A 22,199-nucleotide genomic window follows, 5' to 3' on the forward strand; every position below is an offset into this window, starting at 1 on the left:
ACGATCGGAACGGAAGCATGACCTGTTGCTCAAGCCCGCCGTCCCCAGAGGATCGGGGCGTAGCGCACCGCGAAGAGCAGGAAGGCCCCAGCCCAGAGCGCGCCGCCGCAGCTTAGCACATGGGCGTACCAGTCTCCCGCGAAGGGGGCGGCGACGCGCAGCATGGCTCCGGCCGACACCATCGCATACGTGGCAATGACGTAGCGGTCGGCAACGATCGCCCGTCCCGTGTGGCCAAGGCTCGCCCTGGTCATGACGGCAAGCGTCATGGTGCCCACGGCGCCTGCGGTCAATGCGTGCAGGGCGGCCGAGTGAGGAACCGCGTCTGGCAGCAAGGTCGAGAGACCGAGCAGCGCGAAGGAGACGGCCAGCCATCCATAGCCGACATGCAGCACGAGCAGGATCGGCTCGCGCATCGTAGCCACACCGCGCCAGCGGAAGAGGCGCACGGCGAGCAGCGCTCCGGCGGCGAACAGCAGCACGCCGACGAGCGCGCTGTGGGGCATCACCACCCACCCGAGCACCGCGGCGGCAGTGGCGGCAAGCGCTGCTTTGTCGAGCCTGCCGAAAGGCTCGGGAAGATGCGCTGCGCCCTCCTTCACGAGCCAGTTCCGGGTGAAGCTGGGCACAATGCGCCCCCCGATGAGCGCGATGAGCATTCCGGCAGCGGCCAAGGCCAGGCGCTGGCCAAGTTCGTGGTCGACGAAACCCGCACTGGCCAGATGGTCTGCCGCGTTGGCTACGCCGAACAGCGTGATCATCACCGCCACTGGCGCGTTCTTCCAGTTCTTGCCCGCCGTGACCTCGCGCCAGATCGCGAAGGCGAGCGCGGCCGGAAACGCCAGGTCGACCGCCATCGCGATCCAGGGATCGGGCGAAGCCAGGCATGCCGCCCGCCCGGCCAGCCAGAGGCCTACGAGCACGGCGAGCGGCATCCCGCTCAGCGGTAGCCTTCCCGTCCAGTTGGGGATTGCGGTGAGGACGAAACCCGCGATGACGGCGGACAGGTAGCCGAACAGCATCTCGTGGGCGTGCCAGTGCATGCCGCCGAACGGGCCGCCGATGTCGAAGCCGCCGAAGTAGGCGCCGAGCCAGACCGGGACCGCCAGTCCGGCGTGAAGCGCGGCGAGAAAGAAGAATGGCCGAAAGCCATAATGGAGGATCGGCGGCATTTCGCGGATGCGGCCTCGGCCGTCCCTCGACAGGTCCCCGGACTTGAGCGCGGCCCTCGGAACCGAGCGGTCGGATGCGGTCGCGGTGCCCATCACGCGTTCCCCTGTCCGGCGGCCCTGATGGCAGCCGTCGCCCCGTAGGCGGCGAAGTCAGCGACGTCCTGGAACAGGCCCGCGATCTCGTGGAACGCGCTGCGGTCCGGCTCGTCAGGCATGAGCTCGTCCAGCTCGCCCAGCAGGGCGAGAACGATCACGATCGCGTCGCGCATCTTCCGCGCATCCGCGAGACCGCCCGCGCGCCGCACGAGTTCTTCTTCCAGGCCTGCCCGGTCGAGCACGTCGTTGGCAGCCTCGCGGCAGTTGCAGTCGAGGCCTGCCTCGGCGAGGCCCCGCCGCAGCCGCTCGACGACGGTTTTGTTGCCCGCAGGCAAGGTTTCGGCGAGCGAGGCCCGCAATCTCGTTCTCATGGCATGTTCCTTCAGGCGGCGTCGTGCATGGCGGAGCGGAAAGCGCCGCGCAGCCAGTTCCTTGCCTTGGCGATCACCGAATCCTCGTCGCGGACGAGACGGAAGCCCAGGTTCTCCGGCGGCGTGCCGACGGCACAGCCGCCGCTCTTTCCGTCGCGGACGAAGTTCGACATGTAGGCGCGGTGCCGTCCCTCGAGCACGTGCACCCCGCAGTTGTCCGTGATGCTTTCGATAGAACCGTCGGCGGAGAGCGTGGTCCGCGCATAACAGGTCGCCGTCCACTCCCAGACGTTGCCGCCGAAGTCCTCGATGCCGCGGGTGTTCGGGCCGTAGTGGCCGCGCGGCTTCGGTTGCGGATCGGCGGGTCGTTTCGCCGCCGCCTCCTCTCGGTAGCGCCGCAGCCACCGCACGGAAGGATTTGCGGCATCGTCGGCCGCCGCCGAAAAGGATTCCCCGCCAAACCGTTCGGCGGCCGCGGCGGCGGCCTCGACCGCCGACGGCAGCCGCCAGGTCTGCCCCGTGGCTTTCGAATACCAGCGGGCATAGGCCTCGGCGTCGAGGAAGCTGACCCCGGTGACGGGCACGTCCGCGTGTGTCGGGACGGCATCCGCCGGATCGCATGCGCCATCGGCGACGCAGACGCCGTAGTCGGCCAGGCTCACCTGCTGCTTCATGATCAGGAATGCCGGGACAGCCTTCTTTTCCACGGGAGCTGCTGCCGGAGTTCCGCCCGCGAGGAACTCGCCGGGCAATGCAAAATCGAGGACCGTCTCCACGATCTCCACCGTGGGGCGCACCTCGTGCAGGGAAAGCCTTTGGGGTTCTGCGCTGATGCCCATGATGGCCGCAGGCACCGCAAGGGCTGCCGCCGCGCCGACGGCCGCTTCGTAGAGATGGAGATGCATGACCTTGTCCTCGATGGGCGGCCCGGACATCCGGACCGCCGCTCGCTTGAGGTTCGGTTGGCGAAGCTCAGTTCACCGGGATCGGCCCGGGCGCTTCGACCTGCTTCATCAGGTCGTCGTTCCACTCGCCTTCGACCAGGAAGTGCGCGGTCGCTCCGAGTTCCACGGCCTCGATGAGGTTGTGGTTCACGTAGGCGTAGACCCCCGGCTGGAGGAAGGTGTAGAGCGCCGCTCCCGCCGAGCCGCCGCGGATGAACCAGGTCTCCAGGTCCTTGGCGGGCGGGTTGGCGAACTTGCCCTCTTCCCAGACATAGTCGCCATGGCCTCCGATCAGGTGGGGCCGCGTGTCGCGGTTGGCCTGGCTGTGGACGATCAGCACCGTCTCTCCGACCTTCGACTTCATGGCATTGTCGCCCGTCAGCGCCCCCTTCGCGCCGTTGAAGACGACGTGGGTGGGGATCAGGCCTTTCATCACCTCGAGCGTGTCGGCGTAAGAGTCGCCGTGGCTCTCGTAGGTCTTGAAGTTGCCGTCCTCGTCGCGGGGCACGTAGAAGTCGTTCTCGCCGATGTAGAACGCCCGGTCGTAGCGGACCGGCTCGCCCTTCTCGTTCTTCAGGCCGTCGCGCGGCAGCACCATGATCGTGCCGCTCATGCCCGACACGACGTGCCAAGGGATCATCGCGCCTTCGGGAGCGCAATGGTAGACGAAGGTGCCGCTGCGGGTCGCCTTGAAGCGAAGCTTCACCTGCTCGCCGGGATTGATCAGCGTCAGCGCTCCGCCGCCGAGCGCGCCTGTGGCGGCATGGAAGTCGATGTTGTGTGGCATCGAGTTCGTCTCAGGGTTAATCAGCGTCAGTTCGACGTAGTCGCCCTCGTGCACGACCATCATCGGGCCGGGCATCGAACCGTTGAAGGTCATGGCCTGGAACTCCGTGCCCTCGTCGTCGATGACGACCTTCTTCTCCACGATCGGCATGGTGAACTCGACCACCTTCGGCCCGCCCGTGGCGACCTGCTCGTGGGCGTGCACGTAAGGCGGCGCGACGAGCGTGACCTTCTCGCGCGGAAGTCCCGCGATCTCCGATTCGTTGGCAGCGGCTGCGAGGGGCGGCATGGCTGCCAGCATCGCGGCGGCGGCCGCTCCCAAGAGTGCCTGGCGACGCGTGAACATGGCGGTTCTCCTTTTCGATCGTTCGTTGTCGATGAGGAGAGGCTACGCCCGGGCAAGCTCGCGATCTTTGCGCTTCCACAAACTGGCCGCACTTTCCAAGTCGGGACGCACTAGGAAGTTGTCGTCGCGTAAGACTTCTTCATATGACGCGGTAGGTTGGACAGGGAAGCCGACGGATCGACTGGGCGCGCGACAGGCGGGAAGCCCCTTCGCCCTGCAACTATTTTTGGAGACCCCATGAACAAGGTAATCTCGCTCGCGGCGATGTGATGCTGGCAACAAGCCTGGCCGCCGTTACCTTCGAAATTGCAACGCCGGTCGATCGAGAAAGTCGTTCCCGCTAGGCGGCAGCGTGGCCTATCTCGCCCGCTCCCGGTTTTGTTTGTCCAAGGAAGTGAGCAAGTGCCGCCTTCCTGGAATCTCTATCGAGCGCATAGGCTGTGTGCGTGAACGCGACGCCGGCCAGCAGACCCTGAATGTAACCAGCGATGCTGTCAGCCGCCATGATGAGAGCAGTGTCCACTGTATGAATATAACGGCTGGTCACCGAGCCTCGTGAATGCCCAATCAGGGCGGCGATGGTTGCCTCGGTGAACCCAAGGTCATTGCCGATGCTGGCGAAGCTGTGCCGCAGAACATGCGGCGTGATGTCGGCCAAGTCAGTGTCCTTGAGCAACTTCGTCCACTGTCTCGGGAAGCTCCCAAATGGAGTGCCATCCTCCCAGCCGGGAAATACGAAGTCCTCAGCATCCTGCTCCTCTTCGCGGCGCGCCTCGAGATATTCCAAGACTGGCAGGCCGGTCGGACGCACCGACGCTCCCTCCTTGCTGTCTGCCAGACGCAGGCAACTGCCCTCGATATCGACCTCGCCCCAACGCAGACCGATGACTTCGCTACGCCGGCAGCCTGTCAGGGCAATCACCCGGATCATTTCTGCAGTAGTCTCGTACTGCCTGTTCTCGAGCGCCTTTCGCAGGACATCACCGAGCGTGCGGTATTCCTGCTCGCTGAGACGGCGGGCGTTGACCTGGTCCTTGGGCTTGCGCACGCCATGCACTGGGTTCTGGTCGATGATGCCGAGTTCCACCGCATAGGTAAGAATGCCGCCGAAAAGACCGATCGTCCGGGCTGCCGTGCCGGCTCCACCGCGAACGATTGCGCGCCCGCGCAACTTGTCGGTCTTGACGTTCGCACGCGTCTTGCCCGCCATGATGTCCTTCATGGCCTGCGTTATGTCGGACTTGGCCAGGTCTCGTACCCTTCGGTTGCCGAGCAGGGGGATGATGTGCCGCACGATGCGTCCCACATCGGTGGAGATCGTCGTGGCCTTCTTCGGTCGCCCTCGCTTGCCGAGCACAAGGCCGTTCCCCAGATCTTCGAGGTAGCGGGTGCATAGCTCCTTGACGGTGATCGCCTCGCGATCCAGCTTGCGTTCCTCGGCGGGATTTCCACCCTTAGCGACCTGACCGAGCAGAACTTTTGCCTCACGCCTGGCTTCCTCGGGCGTCCAAACGCCATGCAGGCCGATCGTGTAGCGACGCGAGCGACCGGCAGCGCGATACTGTACAACATAGCTTCGCCTCCCCGAGGCGAAGACGCGCAACCCGAAACCTGGCAGTTCATCGTCCCAGATGACGTAGTCCGAGGATTTGACTATAGAGGTATCGACGGTTCGTTTGGTCAGCTTCGCCATGCTCGGGCGCCTCCTTGAAAGATTCCGCGCGTAAGCAAAGCGTAAGCACGGCAGGGTAGTGTTTCGGCCACCCCGTCGTAGTCCTTGCGGTAGTCGAATTCAAATTTGCTTTGTAAATTCAGTGACATAGCGCGCAATCGGATAGAATTGGATAGTTTCGGCGGAACCGATTATCCATTCTCCGAAGGCAAAGGTCACAAGTTCGAATCTTGTCGGGTGCGCCACTTCGGAACACATCTGCGAACGTCGGACACGGAACGCTGGTCCGCCAGCGACTGAGCTAAGGCCGAGCGCTCGCCCTCGATGCGGATCGTCTTCTCGCCGACGACCACGCGTGCGATGAGCGTCTTCAGGTAGCGCTTGCGCAGCGAGATCTCGCCCTCCGAGATCTTGCTGCGCATCAGATCCGCGAAGCGCGCGAGAACGTCGTCGGTAAAGGAAAGTTCGGCCGGCGCAGCGTCGAGCAGTCCGGCCAAGCCCGGCGCTATGTCGCGACGATCTTCCTGAAAAGCGGGGAGGAGCGTCTATTGGTGCTTTCGCACATGCTGGTCGACCGTGCCGAGAATTTCTTCGTGTCGCCGGCCCATCTCGAGTGCTGGCCGGCCGCTAAGCGCAGGCAGATCGAAGAAGCGTTCGTCGGCACCGTCATCCGCAGCGAGGCGGTCAATCTGTCACCGAAGCTGATGCTGTTCTGAAGTCGCCATAGGCGCCAGCATGGTGTGGTACGCGACCGCAACTGCGGAAATCGGCCACGTCGTCCGGGCCCGAGAGGCGGATTGCGTCTCGTTCGACCCCAAACGATGTCTTGCGAAGAGGCCACCGCGCGCGCCGTCCACGCTTCTCCATACCACGCAAGTAAAGACGCGATCATTTCGCGTCTTGGGTATCGCTCTTCCTCGTTTCGCGATGCCTGCCCCAACAAACTTTCGTTGGATCGAACAGCTCATGTCAGCCCTGCCGGGAACACGTTAAGTCCGGGTAGTAATGGAGGAGGTGTGCGCATCCCGCAAACCTTTAGGCAGCGCGTCTCGTTCCTGCGCCGTTCGGTGTCGAACTTGGTGAAAAACCCGCCAGGTTCCACGACCCCGCTGCCAAAGTTGTGTTAAGTCAGTTGAGCCCCATATATGTCTGCCTGACGTCCTTGTTGTGCAACAGCGTTTGGGCGCGGTCGGACTTAACGATACGACCATGATCGAGAATATGTGCGCGGTCGGCGATTTCGAGCACTTCGGTCACGCGTTGTTCGACAATCAGGACCGTCAGGTTTTCTTCCTTCGCTAGCCGTGCCACGGTTTCGAGCACACGTTCCGTCATCAGCGGCGACAGGCCGACGGACGGCTCGTCCAGCATCAGCATGCTTGGACTGCTCATCAGGGCCCGGCCGATCGCGCACATCTGCCGCTCGCCTCCCGACAGGCGGCCGGCCAGTTGGTCCCGGCGTTCCTTCAGGATCGGGAAGATTTCACAAATCTCCTCCATGCGGCTGGCAATCGCCCCGCGCGCCTTTGGCGTGTAGGCACCCAGCGTCAGATTTTCGGCGACCGTCATGAACGGGAACAGTTTTCCGCCTTCCGGCACCAGCACCAGCCCGCGTTCCGGCAGATCGTGTGCACGATGGTTTTGTATCTCGGTGCCATCGAATCTGATTTTTCCCGTCGTCGGGCGAACCAACCCGGCGATGGTTCCCAGAAGCGTCGACTTGCCCGCACCATTGGCGCCGACGATTGCTGCGATTTCGCCGGTTTCCACCGCGAACGACATATCGTGGAGCACGCTCGCCGCGCGATAGCCGGCATTGACGCCGGACAATTCCAGATGGACGGTCCCGCTCATGCGCGTCGCTTTCCGACATATGCCTCAACCACTTCCTCGTTGCCGAGAACCTCGTCTGCGCTTCCTTCAGCCAGCATCTTGCCGCGGTTGAGCACGATCACACGGCGCGAAAATGCCCGGACGACCTTCAGATTGTGCTCGACGACCAGAAAGGTCGTGCCGCCCGCATTGAGGCGAATGACGAGGTCGAGAACCTCCTGCACCTCGGTCTGGTTCAGACCGGCCATAACCTCGTCCAGAAGCACCAGCTTCGGGTCCATCGCCAGTGCGCGCGCCACCTCCAGCCTGCGCCGTCCGCCAAGCGTGAGTTCGCCGGATTTGCGCCCGGCATGCTGTTCAAGCCCGACCATTTCGAGCGTCTGGCGTGCACGCTCGGCTGCGTCACGCACACCCCTGTGGTGGAGAAAGCCCCCGACCATCGCGTTTTCGAGGACGGTCATCGACATCAGCGTCTGCGAGATCTGGAACGTGCGGCCGAACCCCAGCCGCGCCCGATGGTGCGGCTTCAGCTGCCCGATATCCTCGCCGAGATACTCGATGCTTCCCGAGGTCGGCACCAATTGCCCCGTCAGGAGATTGAACAGCGTCGTCTTGCCGGCGCCATTCGGCCCGATGATCGATATGATCTCGCCCGGCGACACATCGAAGCTGACGCTGTCGACGGCGCGCAGGCCGCCAAAGGCCTTGGAGACGTCCCGAACCTGCAACAGGGGCGCACTCATTGGCGTTTGCTCCGCCAAGAGCCGACAAGCGATGACGCAGCCCCGAAGACACCCTTCCGCAGGTAGAGCGCCGTGACGACAAGAATCGCACCGAGGACGATGAGATTGCTGCCCGGAAACACGCCACCCATTTCGGCGCGCAGGTAGTTTTCAAGCGGAATGATCAGCAGCGCGCCGAGCAGCGGGCCGTAGGTCGTGCCAATGCCGCCGATCAGCGCGATCAGCGCGATCTTCACTCCGACATCGAAGAGCGAGAACAGCGACGGCGGATCGACCACCCGGACATACATGATGTAGAGGCAGCCGCCTGCCGCGGTCAGCGCAGCGCTGATCGCCATGGCGACAAGCTTGCTGCGCAGCACATCGATACCTGCGGCCTCAGCCGTATCCTCATTGTCGCGGATCGCCTGCAGGGAATAGCCCAGCCGGCTGTGGCGGATGATGGCGAAGACCAAAAGCGTCACAGCAAGGAAACCGAGCATCAGGAACGCGTAGCTCATCCGGTCGCGGAAGATCATGTTGGCGAAGCCGAGCTTGAACGGGATCGACAGTCCGGGCGCGCCTCCGGTGATCGACTCGAAATACATCGCCAGCGCCAGCATGACCTCGGTCAGCGCCATGGTCGCGATGGCGAAGAATGGTCCGCGCAACCGGAACACCGGCCACGACACGGCTGCGCCGAATGCGGCGGCCATCGCCATCCCCGGCACCAGCGCAAGCCATGGCGACAAGGCATAGCCCAGGACGACGTTTCCGGTCGTATAGGCGCCGATGGCGAAGAAGACGCTGTGGCCGAGCGAGAACTGCCCGCCCAGCCCGCCGATGATGTTCCAGGCAGTCGCCAGACCGCCGAAGAGGAAGGCGGTCGCAAGTATGTTGAGGGCGAAACTGTTGCCGGTGAATGCGAATGTCAGCGCGAGGCACCCGGCGACGGCCGCCGCCAGCCATGGCAGTTCGGTCGCCAGCGTAGGCACATTGATGTCGGACGCGCGCGGCGGCGCATGGGCAGCGATGTCAGTGTTGCTCACGGAGGCCCACCTCTTCCGCGCCTGCCACGCCGAACAACCCGGACGGGCGAACGACGAGAACTGTGATGAATACAAAGAACAGGACCGCATGCTTGAGCGCCGGGTCGATGTAATAGCCCGCAAACGCTTCCGTCAGCCCAACGATGAAGCCGCCGACAAACGCGCCGGCGACACTGCCCAGACCGCCCAGCACCACAACGGCGAAGGCCGGCATGATGAAGTTCATGCCGATCTGCGGCGACATCGTATAGAGCGGCGACAGCAGGCAGCCGGCGAGACCCGCCAGTGCGGTTCCGATGCCGAAGGTCAGCACATAGATCCGCTCGACATTGATGCCCATCAGACGCGCGGCTGTGCGGTCTTGCGCGACGGCGCGTATGGCCTTGCCGTTCAGCGCGGACCGCAGATACCAGCCTAGCGCGAAGGTGACGATGGTCGCAGCCGCCAGCACGAGAAGGCGCGGTAGGCCGACGAAGACGGGGCCGATCTCGACCGCTATGCCGGTCACGACCGAATCCACGCTGTAGGTGATGCCGCGGGTCACCGCGAGAATGGTGTTTTCGAGCACCATCAGCAGGCCGAAGGTCGCAAAGACCTGCATCATCGGTTCACCTTGCAACGGGCGCAGGATGACGCCGTAGATCAGGCATCCGAGCAGGAAGAGCAGAGGCACGACGACGATCGGCGCGATATATGGGTCGAGGCCGGCCGCGAGTTGCGCGGCATAGGCCCCATACATGCCCAACATGACGAATTCGCCCTGCGCGAAATTGACGACGCGGATGACGCCGAAGATTAGGTTCAGGCCCACGGCCACGAGGGCATAGATGCCGCCCAGCAGCAGCCCCACGGCCAGGATGTTCAGCAATTCGGTCATTGCGTTCCCACTTCGAACCTCGGCATTCGTTCCGGAAAGGACATGCGCCACGCGGAGGCGGCGCATGTCGAGGTGAGGGTCAAGCCCTTGGGAGATTGACGATCGAGGTTCCTTCCGCCGCCGCTTCGACCGGGTAGATCGCCTTGACGGCCCCGCCCTGCCATTGCGCAATGACCGGCAGCGCGCGAACGTTCTGCATGGTGTCATCGAACTTGACGCCATAGCCCGTCTCGTAGGAGCCAGCCGGCTGGTCCAGTGTCTTCGCCGCTTCGATGATGGCGTCGAACTTAGTCGACTTCGCGGCCTCGATCGATTCGAACAGGATCTTCATGCCGACGAAGGCGTTCATGCCCTGCGGTGCGATCGGGTCGCGGCCATAGGCTTCCTTGTAGAGCTTCAGGAACTCGGCTGCGCCCTTGCCATAGGCCGGATTGACGTCAGGCCGCGCATAGGAGACCAGCAGCACGCCCTCGAGATATTCCGCGCCGAGCGCGTCACGCGTCTCCACCGTGTCGCCAACGCCCATCAGCATGATCACCGGCGGCTTGAAGCCCTGATCGCGCGCCGCGCGAAGCAGAAGGTTGGTATCGCCGACATAGCCGGTGTTGATCCAGATGTCCGGATTGGCGCCCTTGGCGCGCAGGATGCTGTCCGTCACATCGATGGCCTTGGCGCTGTGCGCGCCGACGGTCGGCTTCAGTCCCGCCTCCTCGAACAGACGCACCTGTTCCTTCATGATCGAGGTGCCATAGGCGCTGTCTTCATGCTCGATGAAGATGTTAAGATCCTTCGCCGCCTTTCCGAGCTTTTCAGCGACCAGCTTGCCGACGGCATCGACCGAAACGGCAGCGAACTGGTTGCTCGACGGACCCGAACGCGCATAGTTGGGCAGACCGCGCTCAGTCAGGTTCAACGCAAGAGCGTTGGTCTCCCAGTAGAGCTTCTCATAGATCAGCGCGCTCTCGCTCGCGGCATTGGAAATGGCGCTGACATAGGTGCCGACGAGCATGTCGACCTTGTCGCGACCGACCAACTGCTCGATCGCGCCGATCGCTTCCTGCGCGGACGTGGCGTTGCCGCGAACGATTTCGATCTTCCGCCCAAGCACGCCGCCCTTGGCGTTGACCCAATTGGCGGCGAGTTCATAGCAGCGAGTTACCTCGTCGCCATATTGCGCCATCGCGCCAGAATACGGGTTGACCGCTCCGATCTTGATCGGGCCGTCCTGTGCCAATAGCGCGGTGGGGGCTATGGTGGTTGCGAGACTCGCCAGTGCGAGCCCGCCAAGCTGTCTGCGATTCATTTTCATGCTGTTTCCTCCCGTTAACAACGTAACTTCAATGCATGCTCAAGCTGCGGTGCGTCGGCTCTCCCTGTGCGCACGGGTCGCCTCGCCATCGACGCGGTAAACTGTCCGATCGAGAATTGTTCGGGTGTCGGCAACGACCACGCCGTAGATGTCGCAGGCAGTTTGAAGGTCGATCAGCCCGTCGTTCAAATCGTCCTCGATCAGGCGCGGGTCGCGCAGCATCGGGCTTCCAAAGCCCCCGCCGCCGGGCGAGCCAAGATGCATGGCGTCGCCCTTGTGAAAGTTGACCTTGGTCGCCTTGGAGCGCATCGGCGGAATCCAGGTCTTGCCATCCGTCCGCAGCTCGACCTTGTTCGGTGCCGCTGGTCCCCCGCCCTGCACGCCGAACGGCGCATGATCGACGCGGTCGCCGAGGATTGACACGACCGCGTCCGCGTCTGTCGCAATGCCATAAGCGGTGCCGCAGCCGCCGCGATGCTCGCCATGTCCAGCGGACCCTTCGCGGATCGCGAAATACTCGAAATGCACCGGGTAGCGATGTTCGGACATCTCGACAGACATGAACTTCGCCATCGAGCCGGGCGGCGTTCCATTGACGAGGCCGTCAGACGCGCGCGATCCGCCATAGCCGCCCGGATAGGGATAGACCGCGACGTAGTAGCGGCCGCTGTCAGGATGGTGCCCGGAGACGCTCACAACACCGGTCGTGCCGAACGGAGCCGCCGGCGTCTTGTCGGGAATGGCCTGGGCAAGGGTGCCGAACACGAGATCGACCACACGCTGCGTCACGTCGGTCGTACCGCCGACGGCCGACGGGTAGCTTGCAGCCAGGATCGAACGATCCGGGATGGTGAAGCTTGTCGGTCGGAAGGCACCACCATTGACGGGAACCTCCGGGAAGACGTGCTTCAACGCCACGAAGCAGAGCGAACGCGTCGTCGCGTCGGAGATGTTCATCGGGCCGACGGCCGGACCGACCGTGCCCGTGAAATCGAAATGTAGGTCGGATCCCTCGACGACGAGCTTCAGCTTGACCTCGAGCCGCTGGTCGACGACGCCGTCATTGTCGAAGTAGTCGATCAGTTCATACGAGCCGTCGGGAATCTCGGCGATGTAGGAGCGCATGTCCGCTTCGGACCGCGCCATCATCTCCGCGATGCACACGCGAAGGGTGTCGACGCCATACCGCGCGACAAGATCGTCCAGACCGCGACGGCCGATTGCAAACACATTGATCATTGCCGCCATGTCGCCGAGCAGTTGCTGCGGCAGGCGCACATTGGCGGTAATCATGGCGACGACGCCATCGTTGCGACGCCCGCCCTCCAGCAGCTTCAGCGGCGGGATCACGATCCCCTCCTGATGGATTTCCGTCGCGGTCGGGACCCATCCGCCAGGGGCTGAGCCGCCCATGTCCATCCAGTGCCCGGTATTCGCGAACAGGGCGAACAGTTCGCCGTCGACGAAATGCGGGGAGATCAGGATGACGTCGTTGAGATGGGTTCCCGACAGATATGGATCGTTAGTGATCCAGATATCGCCTGGCTTGAACCCGCCCGCCGCCTCGACCACAGGGATGATACGCTGGACGGTGAACTGCATGTTTGCCAGGAACATCGGCAGGCCGTACCCACCCTGCGCGATCGTCTCGCCGGTCCTGGCGTCATAGAGTCCGTGCGCGCAGTCATTGGTTTCCGAAATGATCGGGGATAGCGCTGCATGGATCAGGTTGAGATCCATCTCGTCTACGATCTGTTCAAGGGCGCCGCGCACGACGGCAAGCGTCACAGCGTCCATCATGCCACCTCCACAAGCACGTTTGAGAAGCGGTCGACGACGGCTGCCATACCTGGCTCGATCACGGTGGTCGTGTCGGCCTGTTCGATGATCGCAGGGCCGGTCAGGGTCATGCCCGGCTGGAAGCTGGCGCGATCATAGATCGGCGTGCGCATCCACTTGCGGAAATGGACATTGCGATGGCCTGTTGGCTCGGCCGGACGCTTTATCTCTGTCTCAGCCACTTGATTTGCGGGCTTATGCCGAATGCCCTCGACCGTCGTCATCGCCCCGACCAGTGCGACCGGAATGTCGCCGAGCGTCGAGCCGTTCTCGGCGCGGTAGGTTTCCTCGAATGCCTCGCGCAGTCTTTCTAGCGACCAATCGGCCTCGACGGCAACCCGCAGGCTGTGAATCTGACCGACATATGACATGTTGACCGCATGGCGGATGACGGTGCTGGCCATGTCGACGCCGCTGTCAGCGATCTGCTTGAGACCTGCCGCTCGCTGTTCGGCAAAGGCCGATCGCAGGGTTGTCGGATCGACTTCAGCCAGCGGACGTTCGACCGTCAGGGACAAATCATAGCGCATGTCGGCGACAGCGCAGCCAAGCGCGCACAGCACGCCGGGATATGGAGGCAGGAGCATGGTCCGGATCCCAACTTCCCGCATCACTGCCGCCCCGTGGAGTGGACCCGCACCGCCGAAGATGACGAGCGCGAAATCACGCGGGTCGAGCCCGCGCTCGATGGTCAGAAGGCGTGTGCGGCGCGCCATCACATGGTTGACCAGCGTCAGCACCGCTTCGGCGGTTTCCTCGACGCCGAGGCCAAGCGGTTCCCCGAGGCGCGCCAAGGCCTTACTCGCCGGCTCGATATCGAGCCGGGAGAGATGCTTGAGACCAATCGGATGATCGGCATTGATGCGGCCGAGCACGGCATTGCAGTCGGTCACCGTCGGCTCGGTGCCACCGCGTCCGAAGCAGATCGGCCCCGGCACGGCGCCCGCGCTGCGCGGGCCAACCTGCAGAATGCCGCCACGGTCGAGATAGGCAATCGACCCACCTCCCGCGCCGATCGTATGGACGTCGATCATCGGCAAGCGGAGCGGAATGCGGAAGTCGAGCTCAGTCATATCCGCGATCTGCGGGACACCATCGACCACGACTGCGACGTCGTAGCTGGTGCCGCCCATATCGCCCGTAATGACCGAGTTGAAACCCGCCTCGCCAGCAATCCTGGCTGCGGCCATCACGCCTGCGGCAGGACCTGACCGGACCATATTCGCAGCCTTTGCCGACAGCTGGCGCAGCGGCACGAGGCCGCCATTGGATTGCATGACGAGGGTCTGCCGGTCGAAGTTCTTCTGCGCCAGCTTGGCGCTGAGATTCTTGGAATAGCGCGACACGAGCGGCTGCAGATAGCCCTGGACCGTCGCCGTGCTGGTCCGCTCGAACTCATAATACTCCCGCACGACCTCATGCGAGGTGATGACTTGCCAGTCCGCGCTTTCCTCAAGGAATATCCGCTTGGCGGTAATTTCGTGCTCGGGATAAGTGTAGGAATGCAGGAAAGAGATGACGACGGCTTCGAGGCCTTCGCCCTTCAATGCACGCGCCAACGCCCGCACTTCGTCGTCGTTCAGTGGTGTGATGACCTCACCGTGATGATTGGTCCGCTCGGAGATCTCCCAGCGCATTCTGCGCGGAATAAGCGGGTCTTGCGTTCCGGTCAGCCCATACATCGCGCGGCGATCACGGCGACCGAGTTCAAGGACATCCCGGAAGCCCTTCGTCGTCACCAATGCGCAGCGTGCTCCGCGCCGCTCGATGACGGCGTTGGTCGCAATCGTCGTTCCGTGCAGGATGACATCCAGGTCGGCGGCAGTCAGGCCCGCCGCATCGATCGCGTCGATCAGGCCTCGCGACGGATCGTCCGGGGTGGAAGGGACCTTAAGCACTGATATGCCGTCCGGCCCTGAAAAGAACAGGTCGGTAAACGTTCCGCCGACATCGATGCCTACGATTCCAGCCATCGATCCAATCCTAGGACTTGCGTGATGCATGCGCGGGGACGGGCAAGTCGCCACCGGCGAATTCCTCGACCACCGCGTCGGTGTCTCGGCCAAGCGCTCGGCTCGGTCTCAGCTCGACCAGCGGCGAGTCGGCGTAGCGCATGGGTGAATGCTGGACGACAATACGACCCAGATCAGGATGGTCCTGCCACTGCAATGCGCCGCGCGCATGCATGTTGGGATCGTTCATGACCTCGTCGAGATTGCGCACGGGCGCGCAGGGCACCTTGTTGTCCATCAGGATACGGAACGCGTCAGCCTTGGTATGGATCGACGTCCAGCCGCTGACGATCGCGTCGACTTCATCCATGGCCGCGACCCGCTGTTTCAGGCCGGCAAATCGTGGATCGGTCGGCAGATCGGGCCGCCCCATCGCATGTGCAAGGTTCGCCCAATGCACGTCGCCGACGCAGATGATGGCGATGTATCCGTCGCTGGTCGGATAGACATTGTAGGGGCTCTCGGCCATGCCGCCGTGCCGGTTTCCTGTGCGCGGCGGCGGCGCATTCTGCTTGCCCTGGTTGCCCCAGTGCATACCGAGGCTGGAGCTCAGCGACGCGTAGACGGCATCCTGCATCGCCACTTCTAGACGCCTGGCGACGCCCGTGCGTTCGCGCTCAAACAAGGCAGTCATGACCGCGCCATAGAGATGTACGCCTGCGAAGAAATCGCATAGAGCGGGCCCGGCCTTGACCGGCGGGCGATCGGGAAAACCGGTCGTGTCCATCACACCCGACATCGCCTGGACGGTCAGGTCCATCGCCGGATATTTTGCATAGGGTCCATCGCTGCCAAAACCCGAGCTCGACGCGTAGATCAGTCGTGGATTGAGGGCCTGAAGCGTCGCCGAACCAAGGCCCAGACGGTCCATCGTGCCCGGGGCGTAGTTCTCGACCAGCACATCGGCCTGACGTACCATCGCCAGCAAGGCGTCCTTGCCCGCCTCGCTCTTGAGGTCCAGCACAACGCACTCCTTACAACCATTCAGCATCGCGAACGGCAGCGCAGCGCCACCGACTACGCCACGACGGCGCAGAGGCTCGCCGCCAGGCGGCTCGATCTTGATCACCCGCGCCCCCGCGGCCGCCATCAGGAACGTCGCGTAAGGTCCGTTGTAGATCTGGCTGAGATCCACAACCGTCACGCCGACCAGCGGCTGGCCCTGGATGTCTGGCATGACGCTCAAGACACGCCTCCCGCCCTGCGCGCGTCGCGGCGCATGGCAGACCATGCGTAGACCGGCCACATGTCTTGGTCCTCGCCATGGCCGGTCTTGCCGTTGATCGACCACTCGATCAGACCGTTGGAATCGATGAAGGAGTGCCGGTTCAGGACGATGCCGGACAACCGCTTGCCGACCGCGTGCAGGTCGCGGCCGAATTCATCGCGTCCTTCGATAGTGATGTAGGTGACATATCCGGTCGCAGGATCGCGCGTCACGCTGCGCTTGCCGGAAACGATGTCGCCGATCTTTCCGTCCCTGATCATGAAGCCGTAGGAGATCGCGTAGTTGGGATCGTTCCATTTGGTGACGGCCAGAAAGGCGTCGTCCGGCGAGGCGATGCCGGTCACATAGGCGCTCTGGCCCGGCCGATGCTCGGGACGTGGACCCCAGCTGCGGTCACGGATCGCATAGCAGTCGATATCGATCACCTCGCCGTGGAGCTTGATCGAGCCGGTCACGCGACCGAACTGGTCGAAATGGCTGAGCTTCTGGAATGACGAGTCCGGCTTGCGCATCGGGCGCGGCGGCATGACGGCATTATAGGTCAGGTCGATCGATAGACGGTCCTCATCCTCGAAGCCGAGCTTGTATTTGGTCAGCGGGACGAGCGTCTTCAGCCTCACGCCCGTCGGCAGCGAGATATCGTTCAGATCGGCATTTTCCGGGATGCGCAGCGCCGTGTAGTTGGCAGAATACGGCACTTCCCACGGCACGCTCGCCGTGTCGTCCCAGACCCACGCTCCCCCGGCGATCGTGCCGATATTCGGCCGGAACATGTTGTAGATCCAGCCGCCGAGCTTCCGCTCTGGATTGCAGAAGGCGAACCACGCGGTCTCCGTGATCCACCAGCGATCGCTCATGTCCGCGAAATGCAAGCCGTCGTCGCGGGCGCTGACACCCGTATCTGCTGCGGCGGTCATGTAGCACTCCTGAGTTTGCTGAGGTCCGGCAGGTGACGCGACGCGAGGCCGCCTGACGCCAGGGCCGCCATCTGATTGTCGCGCGTCACGATATTGTGGAAATAGCTCAAGGCCGCGCCGAACGGGATGTCCTTACCGCGGAGTTTCGCCAGCAACTGCGCCCGCCCTATCGCAACATTCTCGACCGGCTCTCCGAGTGCGGTCTGAAGCGCCGCACGTTCGTTTGTCTCGACCATCGGGCCGAGCCGATCCACTTCCCGCAGATATTTGATGACTTTGGCATTGTTCTTGGCTGCCGATCGCACGGATGCGTCCATGGATACGTCCGCCACGTCATCGCGCAGAGACTGGATCACGCCGTCGTAAAACTCACCCTGTGCTGTCTCCTCGACGTTCAGCGGAGGCAGCTTTGGCAAGTCGGTCTGCATTGCTTCCGCCAGTGCATCGACCAGAAGCCGCCTGTTCAGCGCCCGGGACACGATCGAATTTCCGGGAAGTCCAGTCACGTTGCGGTGGCGGATAATGACGACGCGCGCCGACACGAAGACGCGGTGATAGAGGATGCGCTGCAGATCGACTGATCGCCGCGCCAACTTCTCATACTGGCGCACGCAGGCGATGAAATCAGGCACGGGTTCCATGACACTTCGCATCGAGAACCATGCGAGGTCTTCCATCGGATCGCCCGCATGGGCGAGTTCCCAGTCGATCAGACCGGTCATACGTCCGCCGTCGAACAGGAAGTTTCCGGGACCAGCATCGCCATGGACAAGCACGGGCCGTTCGTCGGGATCAGGCAGATTTCCATAGAGCCAATCGAGCGCGAACTCGGTGAGCGGATCGGGTTGGGCGACTTCCGAATACATGGCCGCCCACACATCGAGTTCCGCGCGGACGCAGTCGCTCATGCTCATCCCCGGCCGGAAACCCGGGATCGGCGACTGGGCCAAGTCAATTCGGTGGATCGCGGCGAGCGCGGCAACAAAGTCAAAGGCGATCGCCTGCTTTTCCCGGTCGTCGCGCAGTGACCGAAAGTCGGCCCGGCCCGGCTTCAGTTCGGTTATGATGGCCTGGTGGCGGTCGTGAACGCCAAGCAGTCGAGGTGCAACCACGTCGGACCCGTTAAGCGCCCTGTAAATCTCAGCCTCGCGCCATACCGTATATGGTTCGGCCGACGGCAGACGCGGCGCCTGGTAACGCAGATAAACCGACGCTGCGCCATTGAGCTTCACTGCCCAGGATCTGGCGCGGTTTCCACCCGAAATCTGATGCCAGTCGGCAATGGTGCCGCCCGTCTCGGCCTCGACCCATGCGGCCAGATCGCGCTCTACAGTGAGCGCAGCCGAACCTGCAGCATCCGAGACACCGGCATCTCTCATCGGTCGTGATTTCCACCCTGATTAAGCTTTGACACCTCATAAACCGCTCGACACGTGGGATCAACTAAAATATTAGACCATTTATTACGTAAGACCGATTGGGAGGATTTTGAATGGCTGGCGTGTATTTTGACGAGCTCGTCGTGGGCCAGACCTTCAAGCATGAGATCCGCCGCACGGTGACAGAGACCGACAATGTCTGGTTCAGCGCGCTGACCCATAATCCAGCCTATCTGCACCTCGACGAGGAATATTGCCGGACTGAGACCGAGTTCGGCCAGCGCATCGTGAACAGCGCCTTCCTCCTTGCACTGATGGTCGGCATTTCGGTCGGCGAAACAACGCTCGGCACGGCGGTCGCCAATCTGGGCTGGGACGAGGTCCGTTTCCCGAAGCCGACATTCCACGGCGACACGATCCGCGTCGAGACGGAGGTCATCGACCTGCGCGAGAGCAAGTCGCGTCCCAACCAGGGCATCGTCACCTTCCTCCATCGCGCCTACAACCAGCGTGGTGAACTGGTCGCGCACTGCAAGCGCAGCGGCCTGCAACTGAAGAGGCCTGCATGACCCTACGTTCGTTCCTGTTTGTCCCCGGTGACAGCGAAAAGAAACTCGCTAAGGGCGCGGGTTCCGGCGCAGACGCGCTGATCCTCGACATCGAGGATTCGGTCGCTGTCGAGCGTAAGCCGCTGGCGCGCAGCATGGTCGCCGACTATCTGGCCGCCAATGGCGGCACGCGCGCGAACGAGCTCTGGGTGCGCGTCAACCCGATGTCCGAAGGCGGCCTCGACGACATCGTCGCGGTCGTCCGCGGCAGGCCCGACGGGCTCGTTGTTCCGAAGGTCGATCATCCGTCCCAACTGGAGCGGCTCAGCGCCATGCTCGACGTGCTCGAACGCCGCGACGACGTCGAAAAGCCGATCCGCCTGATGCCTGTCGCGACTGAGACGCCGCTCGCGCCATTCGGCCTGGCCGACTACGCGAAAGCCGACCTTCCGCGCCTCTACGGAATGACATGGGGCGCAGAGGACCTGTCCACCGCGCTGGGCGCAAGCACGAACAAGGGCCCTGACGGGCGCTGGGCGTTCACTTATCAGATGGTGCGATCGAACTGTCTCATCACCGCCAAGGCGTGCGGCGTCGCGCCGATCGAAACGCTCTATGCCGATTTCAGCGACGATGCGGGCCTGCGGGGTGACTGCATGGCGGCATTGAAGGAGGGTTTTACCGGCCGCATCGCCATCCATCCGGCACAGGTTGCAGGGATCAACGAGTCCTTTACGCCGTCAGCATCCGACATCGAAACTGCGCGCCGGGTCGTCGCCGCGTTCGAGGCTCAACCGGGAACCGGCGTCGTCGGCATCGACGGCAAGATGTACGACATCCCTCACCTGAAGCAAGCACGACAGGTGCTGGCGCGCATGGCCGCGATCGACGAGCGGGCGGCTGCAAAATGACGACAGCGGCGGCGCGCATCATCTCAAGCATCCCGCACGGATCGAGCGTCTTTCTCCCCGGCTCAGCGGCGGAGATACGCTCGCTGTCCACGGCGCTTGTCGCGCCGGACGCGCCACCGCTTCATCTGACCACCAGCTATGTGCCCGGCATCAACCCGACGCTCGCCGGAAAGCTGCCTAATGGCGGGCGACTTGCGGGCCCATTCGCGGCGGGACCACGCGGGGTGCAGGCATCGGGCTCCATGAACCACCTGCCGATGTCCTACGGCACGTTCAGGCGTCATCTCCCGTCAGCGAATTTCGACTGGCTCGTGGTCCACGTCGCGCCGCCTGACGGAAATGGCCGCGCGTCTCTTGGCCCATCGGTGGAATTCACGCCGATCGTTCTGAAGCGCGCGGCAAGGCTAGCTGTCGTCGTCAATCCGAACATTCCGGTGATACCGGGAGCGAGCACCATCGACATCAGCGCCGCTGACGTGGTGACCGAGATCGATGAACCGCTGGTGGAATATGACGTCGGCGCGCCCTCGCCCCAGTCGGACGCGATCGCGCGCGCCGTCGCAAGCCTGATCGACGATGGCGCGGCTTTGCAGATCGGCCTCGGCAAGGTGCCGGATGCGCTGCTGCGCCTGCTTGCTGACAGGCGGTGCCTGCGCCTGCAATCGGGCATGCTGTCCGACGGAACGAGATTGCTGCAAGAAGCTGGCGCCCTCGATGCCGACTTCATACACACCAGCTGCGTGCACGTCGGCACACGCGCCTATTATGACTGGCTGGCGGGGCGCGACGGCCTGGCCGTCCTCGGCTGCGATCACACGCATTCGCCGGCCGTGCTTGGCTCGGTCGATCGGCTGATCACGGTCAATTCCGCCCTGTCGGTCGACCTCTTCGGGCAAGCAAATCTGGAAATGCTCGACGGCCGCGCCATCAGTGGCGTCGGCGGCGCAGCAGATTTTTCCCGTGCGGCGAGCCTCTCGCCCACCGGCATCAGCATTGTCGCATTGCCCTCCGTCTCCAATGACGGAGCGATCTCGCGCGTCGTCGGCTCCATCGATGGAGTTGTCTCGATCCCTCGGCACGACATCGACGTGATCGTCACCGAACACGGCATCGCAGATCTGCGGGGCGCAACCACTATCGAACGCGGCGAGCGGCTTATCTCGGTGGCTGCCCCTCAGCACAGGGCAGACCTCGAAACAGCCTGGCGTCAGATCGCCGGACGACTTTGACCAACAGGGAGTGAATTCGACATGAGACGTGCCGACAAGGTCATCATCAGCTGCGCCATCACGGGCTCGATCCACACGCCCACGATGTCGCCTCACCTCCCGGTGACGCCGGACCAGATCGCCCAGAACGCGATCGGCGCCGCAGAAGCGGGTGCTGCCATCCTGCATCTTCACGCACGCGAGCCGGAGACCGGCCGCCCGACGCAGGACCCGGAGGCCTTCAAGCGCTTCCTGCCGCAGATCAAGGATGGCTGCGACGCCATCGTCAACATCACGACCGGCGGCGGTCTCGGCATGACGATGGATCAGCGGCTGGCCGCCGCGAAATGGGCGGCTCCCGAGATCGCGTCCATGAACATGGGCTCGTTCAACTTCAACATCTCCGGCGCGGCCGGCCGCATCCGCGACTTCAATCACGAATGGGAACAGCCCTACCTCATGATGACGCGCGACTTCATCCTCTCGAACACCTTCACGCAGATCGAGCGCGCGATGACCGAACTCGGTGATTTTGGAACGCGCTTCGAATATGAATGCTACGACGTCGGCCATCTCTACAATCTGGCGCATTTCGCCGACCGGGGCATCGTCAAGCCGCCCTTCTTCGTCCAGTCCATCTTCGGCATTCTGGGCGGCATCGGAGCCGAGCCCGAAAACCTGATGACTATGAAGTCGACCGCCGACCGGCTGTTCGGCAACGACTACTATCTGTCGATCCTAGCCGCCGGGCGGCATCAGTTCCCCTTCGTCACCATGGGCGCGATCCTCGGCGGCAATGTTCGCGTCGGGCTTGAGGACAATCTCTATCTCGGCAAGGGCGAGCTCGCTCCGTCGAATGGCGCTCAGGTCGCGAAGATCAAGCGCATCCTGCAGGAACTCTCGCTCGACATCGCCACGCCGGACGACGCGCGGCGAATGCTCGAGACCAAGGGTCCGAAGAACGTCGGCTTCTGATCGTC

General features: G+C 63.3%; 21 protein-coding genes. 5 read left to right on the forward strand and 16 right to left on the reverse strand.

Annotated features, from left to right (window positions below; genetic code table 11):
* Positions 1 to 29 precede the first annotated feature (29 nt).
* From B9Z03_RS05060 to B9Z03_RS05085, 6 genes are all read right to left on the reverse strand, one after another.
* Entirely contained in the window at positions 30 to 1,265 is a 1,236-nt protein-coding gene (locus B9Z03_RS05060) for an NnrS family protein (RefSeq protein ID WP_085463186.1), read from the reverse strand.
* Positions 1,265 to 1,639 (reverse strand): hypothetical protein, encoded by a 375-nt coding sequence (locus tag B9Z03_RS05065; RefSeq protein ID WP_139832172.1) that lies wholly within the window; start codon positions 1,637 to 1,639, stop codon positions 1,265 to 1,267. Before B9Z03_RS05065 ends, B9Z03_RS05060 begins: the two co-directional genes overlap by 1 nt.
* 11 nt (positions 1,640 to 1,650) lie before the next feature.
* Positions 1,651 to 2,574 carry an SUMF1/EgtB/PvdO family nonheme iron enzyme gene (locus B9Z03_RS05070; protein ID WP_244561666.1) on the reverse strand — a complete coding sequence of 308 codons (924 nt, stop codon included), beginning with the start codon at positions 2,572 to 2,574 and terminating at the stop codon, positions 1,651 to 1,653.
* 37 nt (positions 2,575 to 2,611) lie between these two features.
* Positions 2,612 to 3,715, reverse strand: a complete 1,104-nt coding sequence (gene nirK, locus B9Z03_RS05075; RefSeq protein ID WP_085463188.1) for a copper-containing nitrite reductase — start codon at positions 3,713 to 3,715, stop codon at positions 2,612 to 2,614.
* A 340-nt stretch (positions 3,716 to 4,055) separates the two neighbouring features.
* Entirely contained in the window at positions 4,056 to 5,408 is a 1,353-nt protein-coding gene (locus tag B9Z03_RS05080; RefSeq protein ID WP_085463189.1) for a tyrosine-type recombinase/integrase, read from the reverse strand.
* Positions 5,409 to 5,602: 194 nt separating this feature from the next.
* Positions 5,603 to 5,884: a hypothetical protein gene (locus tag B9Z03_RS05085; RefSeq protein WP_085463190.1), complete on the reverse strand. Its 282-nt coding sequence runs from the start codon at positions 5,882 to 5,884 to the stop codon at positions 5,603 to 5,605.
* A 51-nt stretch (positions 5,885 to 5,935) separates the two neighbouring features.
* Between B9Z03_RS05085 and B9Z03_RS29745 the strand changes: the two genes are divergently transcribed.
* A complete protein-coding gene (locus B9Z03_RS29745; RefSeq protein ID WP_176247430.1) occupies positions 5,936 to 6,103 on the forward strand; it encodes a hypothetical protein in 168 nt (55 codons plus the stop codon).
* 412 nt (positions 6,104 to 6,515) lie between these two features.
* On the opposite strand, the gene B9Z03_RS05090 is transcribed toward B9Z03_RS29745, so the two are convergent.
* The 10 genes from B9Z03_RS05090 to B9Z03_RS05135 all read right to left on the reverse strand — a co-directional run bounded on the left by B9Z03_RS05090 (position 6,516) and on the right by B9Z03_RS05135 (position 18,552).
* Positions 6,516 to 7,241, reverse strand: a complete 726-nt coding sequence (locus tag B9Z03_RS05090; RefSeq protein WP_085463191.1) for an ABC transporter ATP-binding protein — start codon at positions 7,239 to 7,241, stop codon at positions 6,516 to 6,518.
* The gene (locus B9Z03_RS05095) at positions 7,238 to 7,963 is read right to left on the reverse strand and encodes an ABC transporter ATP-binding protein (protein ID WP_085463192.1); all 726 of its coding nucleotides are present in this window, start codon (positions 7,961 to 7,963) and stop codon (positions 7,238 to 7,240) included. Before B9Z03_RS05095 ends, B9Z03_RS05090 begins: the two co-directional genes overlap by 4 nt.
* Positions 7,960 to 8,991: a branched-chain amino acid ABC transporter permease gene (locus B9Z03_RS05100; RefSeq protein ID WP_176247431.1), complete on the reverse strand. Its 1,032-nt coding sequence runs from the start codon at positions 8,989 to 8,991 to the stop codon at positions 7,960 to 7,962. Before B9Z03_RS05100 ends, B9Z03_RS05095 begins: the two co-directional genes overlap by 4 nt.
* Positions 8,978 to 9,868, reverse strand: coding sequence for a branched-chain amino acid ABC transporter permease (locus B9Z03_RS05105; RefSeq protein WP_176247432.1), 891 nt, complete (start codon positions 9,866 to 9,868; stop codon positions 8,978 to 8,980). Before B9Z03_RS05105 ends, B9Z03_RS05100 begins: the two co-directional genes overlap by 14 nt.
* Before the next feature lie 79 nt (positions 9,869 to 9,947).
* The gene (locus B9Z03_RS05110; RefSeq protein WP_176247433.1) at positions 9,948 to 11,171 is read right to left on the reverse strand and encodes an ABC transporter substrate-binding protein; all 1,224 of its coding nucleotides are present in this window, start codon (positions 11,169 to 11,171) and stop codon (positions 9,948 to 9,950) included.
* Between the two features lie 45 nt (positions 11,172 to 11,216).
* The gene (locus tag B9Z03_RS05115) at positions 11,217 to 12,977 is read right to left on the reverse strand and encodes a hydantoinase B/oxoprolinase family protein (RefSeq protein WP_085463196.1); all 1,761 of its coding nucleotides are present in this window, start codon (positions 12,975 to 12,977) and stop codon (positions 11,217 to 11,219) included.
* Positions 12,974 to 15,019: a hydantoinase/oxoprolinase family protein gene (locus B9Z03_RS05120; RefSeq protein ID WP_085463197.1), complete on the reverse strand. Its 2,046-nt coding sequence runs from the start codon at positions 15,017 to 15,019 to the stop codon at positions 12,974 to 12,976. The genes B9Z03_RS05115 and B9Z03_RS05120 overlap by 4 nt, the downstream gene beginning before the upstream one ends.
* On the reverse strand, positions 15,000 to 16,205 hold the full coding sequence (locus B9Z03_RS05125) for a CaiB/BaiF CoA transferase family protein (protein ID WP_085467507.1): 1,206 nt from the start codon (positions 16,203 to 16,205) through the stop codon (positions 15,000 to 15,002). The genes B9Z03_RS05120 and B9Z03_RS05125 overlap by 20 nt, the downstream gene beginning before the upstream one ends.
* A gap of 5 nt (positions 16,206 to 16,210) precedes the next feature.
* Entirely contained in the window at positions 16,211 to 17,173 is a 963-nt protein-coding gene (locus B9Z03_RS05130) for a DUF7065 domain-containing protein (protein WP_085463198.1), read from the reverse strand.
* A complete protein-coding gene (locus B9Z03_RS05135) occupies positions 17,170 to 18,552 on the reverse strand; it encodes a phosphotransferase family protein (RefSeq protein WP_085463199.1) in 1,383 nt (460 codons plus the stop codon). The genes B9Z03_RS05130 and B9Z03_RS05135 overlap by 4 nt, the downstream gene beginning before the upstream one ends.
* Before the next feature lie 113 nt (positions 18,553 to 18,665).
* Between B9Z03_RS05135 and B9Z03_RS05140 the strand changes: the two genes are divergently transcribed.
* From B9Z03_RS05140 to B9Z03_RS05155, 4 genes are read left to right on the forward strand one after another with little or no spacing between them, the layout of a single operon-like run.
* Positions 18,666 to 19,121 (forward strand): MaoC family dehydratase, encoded by a 456-nt coding sequence (locus B9Z03_RS05140; RefSeq protein ID WP_085463200.1) that lies wholly within the window; start codon positions 18,666 to 18,668, stop codon positions 19,119 to 19,121.
* Positions 19,118 to 20,011: an HpcH/HpaI aldolase/citrate lyase family protein gene (locus B9Z03_RS05145; RefSeq protein WP_085463201.1), complete on the forward strand. Its 894-nt coding sequence runs from the start codon at positions 19,118 to 19,120 to the stop codon at positions 20,009 to 20,011. Before B9Z03_RS05140 ends, B9Z03_RS05145 begins: the two co-directional genes overlap by 4 nt.
* Positions 20,008 to 21,240 (forward strand): acetyl-CoA hydrolase/transferase family protein, encoded by a 1,233-nt coding sequence (locus tag B9Z03_RS05150; protein ID WP_085463202.1) that lies wholly within the window; start codon positions 20,008 to 20,010, stop codon positions 21,238 to 21,240. The genes B9Z03_RS05145 and B9Z03_RS05150 overlap by 4 nt, the downstream gene beginning before the upstream one ends.
* Positions 21,241 to 21,261: 21 nt before the next feature.
* Complete coding sequence (locus B9Z03_RS05155) at positions 21,262 to 22,194, forward strand: 3,5-dioxohexanoate:acetyl-CoA acetone transferase (RefSeq protein WP_085463203.1); 933 nt, start codon at positions 21,262 to 21,264, stop codon at positions 22,192 to 22,194.
* Positions 22,195 to 22,199 lie beyond the last annotated feature (5 nt).

Origin of the sequence: Mesorhizobium australicum, assembly GCF_900177325.1 — a bacterium.
GTDB classification, from domain to species: Bacteria; Pseudomonadota; Alphaproteobacteria; order Rhizobiales; family Rhizobiaceae; genus Mesorhizobium_A; species Mesorhizobium_A australicum_A.